Source organism: Pseudomonas sp. NBRC 111132 (genome assembly GCF_001320565.1).
GTDB classification, from domain to species: Bacteria; Pseudomonadota; Gammaproteobacteria; order Pseudomonadales; family Pseudomonadaceae; genus Aquipseudomonas; species Aquipseudomonas putida_P.
This window is the reverse complement of record NZ_BCBI01000034.1, coordinates 59,524-65,523: the sequence shown is the minus strand read 5'-3', so window position 1 is coordinate 65,523 and position 6,000 is coordinate 59,524. Positions and strand designations below refer to the sequence as shown.

Sequence of the window (6,000 nt, the reverse complement as noted above, 5' to 3'; positions counted from 1 at the left end):
TCTGCGTCGCCTGAACTACCGCGCGCTTAGAAGCAAAAGCCGAAGCAAGAGCAAGAGCAAGAGCAAGAGCAAGAGCAAGAGCAAGAGCAAGAGCAAGAGCAAGAGCAAGAGCAATCAGGCTCGTGCTCTATCAGGCCACCCGCGCCAACGGGAACAACCGCTTGAAGTTGGCGGTGGTCTGCTCGGCCAGTTGCTCATAACTGGCCCCGCGCAACGAAGCCACATACTCCGCCACTTCCCGCACATACTGCGGCAAGTTCGGCTTGCCGCGATACGGAATCGGAGCCAGATAAGGCGAATCGGTCTCCACCAGCAACCGATCAACCGGCACCTGCCGCGCCACCTCACGCAGGGCATCAGCATTGCGGAAGGTCACAATGCCAGACAGCGAAATGTAATACCCCAGGTCCAGTGCGGCCTTGGCCATGTCCCAGTCCTCGGTAAAGCAGTGCAGCACGCCAGCCTGCGGCAAGCTGGCCTCGCGCAACAGCGCCAAGGTATCGGCACGGGCCGCCCGCGTATGCACGATCACCGGTTTGCCGGTCTGCCGCGAGGCCTCCAGGTGCAAGCGGAACGAGGCCTGCTGCAGCTCGGCAGCCTCCGGCTCGTAGTGGTAATCCAGCCCGGTTTCGCCAATCGCCACTGCATGCGGGTGGGCCAGTTCGCGCAACAGCCATTCCAGCGCCGGGGTTTCGCCTGGAGCCAAGTCCAGCGGGTGCACACCCACCGAGCAGTCGACGTCAGCGTACTGCTCGCTAAGCGCCTTCACCGCGCCAGCATTCTCGGCACTCACGCCAATGCACAGGAAATGCCCGACCCCGCGCTCACGCGCCGCCTGCAGGGCAGCATCGAGCGAGCCCTGGTGGGCGCTGAGGTCAAGACGGTCGAGGTGGCAATGGGAATCTACAAGCATGGGATAACAGCACACATGAAAAATGGGATATCAGCGGGCGCCGGGCAGTTGCAGCCAGTGGGCCAGCAGCGATTCAAGCAGCAGGGCACGGTTGAGGTTGGCCTTGCCCAGCACCTTCTGGCGCTGCTCAAGGATCCACGCCTGCACCTCCAGCACCTTGGCCTGACGGCTCTTCTGCGCAAGGTATTGCACCACCTTGCGCATATCCGCCAAGCCTAACCCCTCCTCGTCCTGGGTCAACTGGTAGCGCAGGATCAGGTGCGCCCAATCGCAGAACCAGTCGAACAGCCGCAACAACGGTACAGCGTTCCAGGCGTCGGCCAACTGGCTGGGCGATTGCTGCTGCTTGAGCAGCTTCTTCACCCCGTCGGTAACCAGCGCGCGTTGCTCGCGCACACCCTGAGCCTGCAGGCTAACCGCCATCAATGGCGAACCGGCGGCCAGGGTCAGCAGCTCATCGCGCTCAGCCTCATCACTGTCGGGCAACGCGCCAGCCAGCCAAGCCTGGCTCTGGGCCAGGCTGGGCTGCGGGCAGGCAACCTGCTGGCAACGACTCTTGATCGTTGGCAACAGGCGACTTGGCTGATGCGTGACCAACAGCAGCACGGTATCGCCGGAAGGCTCTTCAAGGCTTTTCAGCAGCGCGTTGGAGGCGTTGACGTTCATCGCTTCCACCGGCTCGATCAACACCACCTTGCGCCCACCCAGTTGCGCCGTCTGCACCACGAAGGCCACCAGCTCACGGACCTGGTCGACCTTGATCGGTTTGTCGGCTTCCTCGGGTTCGAGGACAAAGTTGTCCGGGTGGCTGCCAGCCTTGAGCAACAGGCACGACTTGCACTCGCCACAGGCCTCCAAGCCCAGCGGTCGCTGGCACATGAGGCGGGCCATCAGGCGCTCGGCCAACGCTCGCTTGCCGATGCCTTGGGGCCCGTGCAGCAAGTACGCATGGGCGTGCTGGCTGCGCCCAGCCAGTTGCTGCCACAGCGCTTCCTGCCAAGGGTAGGCCTCAGCCACGGCAACGCTCCACAATGCCTGGCAGCAGAGCGTCGATGTCACGCTGCACGGCCTCCAGGGATTGTGCGGCATCAAGCAAGCTGTAGCGCTGCGGCGCACGCTGGGCGCGCTGCAGGTACGCCTGGCGCACGGCTTCGAAGAAGGCCTGGCCCTCCTGCTCGAAACGGTCCAGGCGGCCACGGGCTGCGGCGCGGGCCAGGCCCACTTCCACCGGCAGGTCGAAGACCAAGGTCAGGTCCGGGCGCAGGCCGCCCTGGACGAACTGCTCCAGGGTTGCGATACGCTCGACCGACAAACCACGGCCACCGCCCTGATAGGCATAGGTGGCATCGGTGAAACGATCACACAGCACCACGGCCCCACGGGCCAATGCCGGACGGATCACCTGCGCCAAGTGCTGGGCGCGCGCGGCGAACACCAGCAGCAGTTCAGTGTCGGCCGCCATGCTTTCATCACTGGGCGCCAGCAGCAGTTCGCGCACCCTTTCCGCCAACGGTGTACCACCAGGCTCACGGGTAAGCACCACGTCCAGGCCGTGCTCGCGCAGGCGCGCGGCCAGGTAGTCGCGATTGGTGCTCTTGCCCGCGCCTTCGGGGCCTTCCAAAGTAATAAACAAGCCGCTCACAGGCAGTCCTCAATGTTGTTCGTCAGGCGTTGGCCGTTCGGCCGCTTGCGCACCGCCGGCAGGGGCATCCTGCACGGGCGGTTCATCGGGCGCTGGCTGCGCGGCCGGCTCGTCCGCCGCTGGCGGCTCAGGCTGCTGCGCGTCGTCGGCGTCATCCACGCCTGGCTTGGTGTCTTGCTGCGGCGCGGGGCTGGAACGGTAGTCCGCCCGGCGCTTGAGCTGGAACTCGCGCACCGCCGAGTTATGATCATCGAGGTCATCGGAGAACACATGGCTGCCATCGCCACGAGCGACGAAGTACAGGCTGGTGCCATCGGACGGGTTCAGTGCCGCGTGAATAGCCTCGCGGCCAACCATGGCGATCGGGGTCGGCGGCAGGCCTGTCATGGTGTAGGTGTTGTAGGGCGTAGGCTCGCGCAGGTCGGCGCGGGTGATCTTGCCGTTGTAGCGTTCACCCATGCCGTAAATCACTGTCGGGTCGGTCTGCAGCATCATGCCCAGGCGCATGCGCCTCACGAACACGCCGGCAATCTGCCCGCGCTCCTGCGGAATTCCGGTTTCCTTTTCCACAAGGGAGGCCATGATCAACGCCTGGTACGGGTCGCGATACGGCAGGTCGGTCGTGCGTTCGGCCCACTCCTTGGCCAACACTTCATCCAGGCGCATGTAGGCCTGCTGCAGCAACTCGACGTCACTCATGCCCCGTACGAAGCGGTAGGTGTCCGGGAAGAAGCGGCCTTCGGGGAACACACCGGTATGGCCGAGCTTGTCCATGACCTCGGCGTCCGACAAGCCCTCCAGGGTATGTTTGATCTTTTCATGCTTGGCCACGGCCGAGCGCACCTGGCGGAAGGTCCAGCCTTCGACCAAGGTCAGGTTGTACTGCACCACGTCGCCCCGGCGCCAGGCATCGAACAGCTGCTCGACGGTCATGCCGGGGGTAAGGCGATACTCTCCGGTATGCAGCGGGGTACCCGCCATGTTGAAGCGCCAGTACAAGCGCAACCAGACGGCGTCGTCGAGCAACCCTTCCGTTTGCATGCGATAGAACATGCGGTTGGGGGTAGTACCATTGGGCACGTCGAGCAGGCGCTCCTGCGTCACGTGCAAGGGCTGCTCCAGGACCGAGTTGACCTTCCAGGCCGACCAGCTTAGCGCCAGGCCGGCGAGGATCAGACCCATTTCCAGCAACAGCAGGAATTTACGTCTCACGAATTCAGGTTTCCAGTAACGTACGGGCAACGGCCTGCAGTGTTCGGGTGAGCGGGCCCGGCGACCAGTTTAGCGCGGCTACGCCACGTACGGGCCAGACACCGTAGACGCTGTTGCAAACAAATACTTCATCAGCCTGCTCCAGCGCATCGTAGGGCAGGTCGCAGACCTGCACCGCAATACCCAGCAGTTGGGCCTGCTCCAGCAACGCGCCACGCATCACCCCAGCCACACCACAACGGCCAAGGTCGGCGGTGAGCAGCACGCCATCACGTACAAGGAACAGATTGCTGTACACCCCTTCGATCACCCTGCCCTGCCCGTCACGCATCAACCCTTCGGCATGTTCACTGTCCTGCCACTCGGCACGGGCCAGTACCTGCTCAAGGCGATTGAGGTGTTTGAGGCCGGCCAGCAAGGGTTGTTCCCCAAGGCGTGTCTGGCAAGGGAACAAACGCACGCCGTGTTCGGCATGCTCGACAGGATAGCTGGGTAATGGGCTGCCTTGCAGGATGCGCCGCGGCGCGGCACCCGCAACCGGCGCATAGCCACGCTGGCTGTCGCCACGCGTAAGAATGAGTTTGGCGACGCCTTCACCGAGCTGGCTGGCGTAACGCAGCAGTTCGTCGCGCACCAGCGCCAGGTCGGCGCCGATCGCCAGGCGCTGACACCCCAGCGCCAGGCGTGCGAGATGACCGTCCAGCAAGCTGGGCCGACCGCCACGCACGGCGATGGTTTCGAACAACCCATCGCCGTAGGCCAGGCCGCGATTCTGCAGGTTGACTGCAGTCGCCGGCTGGCCATCGATCCAGCTGTGCATCAACCGGCGAACCGGCGGAACACCAGCGAGCCGTTGGTGCCGCCAAAGCCGAACGAGTTGGACAACACCACGTCGATCGGCATGCTGCGCGCCTGGTGTGGCACGAAGTCGAGGTCGCAACCTTCGTCCGGCTCGTCCAGGTTGATGGTGGGCGGGGCCATCTGGCTGTTGATGGCCAGCACGCTGAAGATCGCTTCCACCGCACCCGCGGCACCCAGCAAGTGGCCGGTCATCGACTTGGTCGAGCTGACCGCCAGCTTGTAGGCATGCTCGCCGAATACGCGCTTGATCGCAGCCACTTCGGCCACATCGCCCGCTGGGGTCGAGGTGCCGTGGGCGTTGATGTAGCTGACTTCTTCCGGCTGGATGCCAGCATCGCGCAGCGCGTTGGCCATGCAGCGGGCAGCGCCTTCACCGGTGTCGGGTGGCGAAGTCATGTGGTAGGCGTCGCCGCTCATGCCAAAGCCAACCAGCTCGGCGTAGATGGTCGCACCACGGGCCTTGGCATGCTCCAGCTCTTCAAGTACCAGGGCACCGGCACCGTCGGACAGCACAAAGCCGTCACGGCCCTTGTCCCACGGGCGGCTGGCACGGCTTGGCTCGTCGTTGCGGGTGGACAGTGCACGCGAAGCACCGAAACCGCCCATGCCCAGGCCGCAGGCTGCCATTTCGGCACCACCGGCGATCATCACGTCAGCTTCACCGTAGGCGATATTGCGCGCGGCCATGCCGATGCAATGGGTGCCGGTGGTGCAAGCGGTGGCGATGGCGTAATTCGGCCCTTGCAGACCCAGGTGGATCGACAGGAACCCGGAGATCATGTTGATGATCGAACCTGGCACAAAAAACGGCGAAATGCGGCGCGGCCCCGAATCGTGCAGGGTGCGGCTGGTTTCTTCGATGTTGGTCAGACCACCGATACCCGAGCCCATGGCCACGCCAATACGCTCGCGGTTGGCGTCGGTGACCTCCAGGCCAGCATTACGCACCGCCTGGAAACCGGCCGCCAGGCCGTACTGGATGAACAGGTCAAGCTTGCGGGCCTCTTTGGCCGACAGGTACTGCTCAACCTCGAAGCCTTTCACCGAGCCGCCAAAACGGGTGGAGTAGGCAGACAGGTCCGTGTGTTCGATCGGACCGATGCCACTGCGGCCAGCCAGAATGCCCTGCCAGGTGCTCGGTACATCGGTACCCAGTGGCGACAGCATACCCATACCGGTGACCACGACGCGTCTACGCGACACAGTACTCTCCTTTTCTAATAACAGAGTCTCTTGCGATTACATTCAAGCGCTGGAATGGAATGGCAACAGGCTCTTGGTGCGCGGTGAGCGAAGCCGGCTCGCCAAGATGCAGCGCGTTCGCAAAGAAAAAACCGCACGCCGGCAAAGGCAGTGCGGTTTTTCTCGTCAA

At 63.8% G+C, this 6,000-nt stretch carries 6 protein-coding genes; all 6 read right to left on the bottom strand.

Annotated elements, in window-relative coordinates; all coding sequences use genetic code 11:
• Nucleotides 1–130: 130 nt before the first annotated feature.
• Genes APH35_RS17135 through fabF form a run of 6 tightly spaced genes read right to left on the bottom strand, consistent with a single transcriptional unit; the run spans nucleotide 131 to nucleotide 5,831 of the window.
• Complete coding sequence (locus APH35_RS17135; RefSeq protein WP_012271169.1) at nucleotides 131–913, bottom strand: TatD family hydrolase; 783 nt, start codon at nucleotides 911–913, stop codon at nucleotides 131–133.
• Between the two features lie 30 nt (nucleotides 914–943).
• Nucleotides 944–1,930 (bottom strand): DNA polymerase III subunit delta', encoded by a 987-nt coding sequence (locus APH35_RS17130; protein WP_012271168.1) that lies wholly within the window; start codon nucleotides 1,928–1,930, stop codon nucleotides 944–946.
• On the bottom strand, nucleotides 1,923–2,555 hold the full coding sequence (gene tmk / locus APH35_RS17125) for a dTMP kinase (protein ID WP_012271167.1): 633 nt from the start codon (nucleotides 2,553–2,555) through the stop codon (nucleotides 1,923–1,925). The genes APH35_RS17130 and tmk overlap by 8 nt, the downstream gene beginning before the upstream one ends.
• Nucleotides 2,556–2,564: 9 nt before the next feature.
• Entirely contained in the window at nucleotides 2,565–3,767 is a 1,203-nt protein-coding gene (gene mltG, locus APH35_RS17120; RefSeq protein ID WP_060515145.1) for an endolytic transglycosylase MltG, read from the bottom strand.
• Nucleotides 3,768–3,771: 4 nt separating this feature from the next.
• On the bottom strand, nucleotides 3,772–4,587 hold the full coding sequence (gene pabC / locus APH35_RS17115) for an aminodeoxychorismate lyase (protein ID WP_060515144.1): 816 nt from the start codon (nucleotides 4,585–4,587) through the stop codon (nucleotides 3,772–3,774).
• Nucleotides 4,587–5,831, bottom strand: coding sequence for a beta-ketoacyl-ACP synthase II (gene fabF / locus APH35_RS17110; RefSeq protein WP_012271164.1), 1,245 nt, complete (start codon nucleotides 5,829–5,831; stop codon nucleotides 4,587–4,589). Before fabF ends, pabC begins: the two co-directional genes overlap by 1 nt.
• Nucleotides 5,832–6,000: the final 169 nt, after the last annotated feature.

Bases quoted from the DNA above. Each gene is read 5' to 3' on its own strand.
- APH35_RS17135 (WP_012271169.1), bottom strand. From the start codon at position 913: ATGCTTGTAGATTCCCATTGCCACCTCGACCGTCTTGACCTCAGCGCC.
- pabC (WP_060515144.1), bottom strand. From the start codon at position 4,587: ATGCACAGCTGGATCGATGGCCAGCCGGCGACTGCAGTCAACCTGCAG.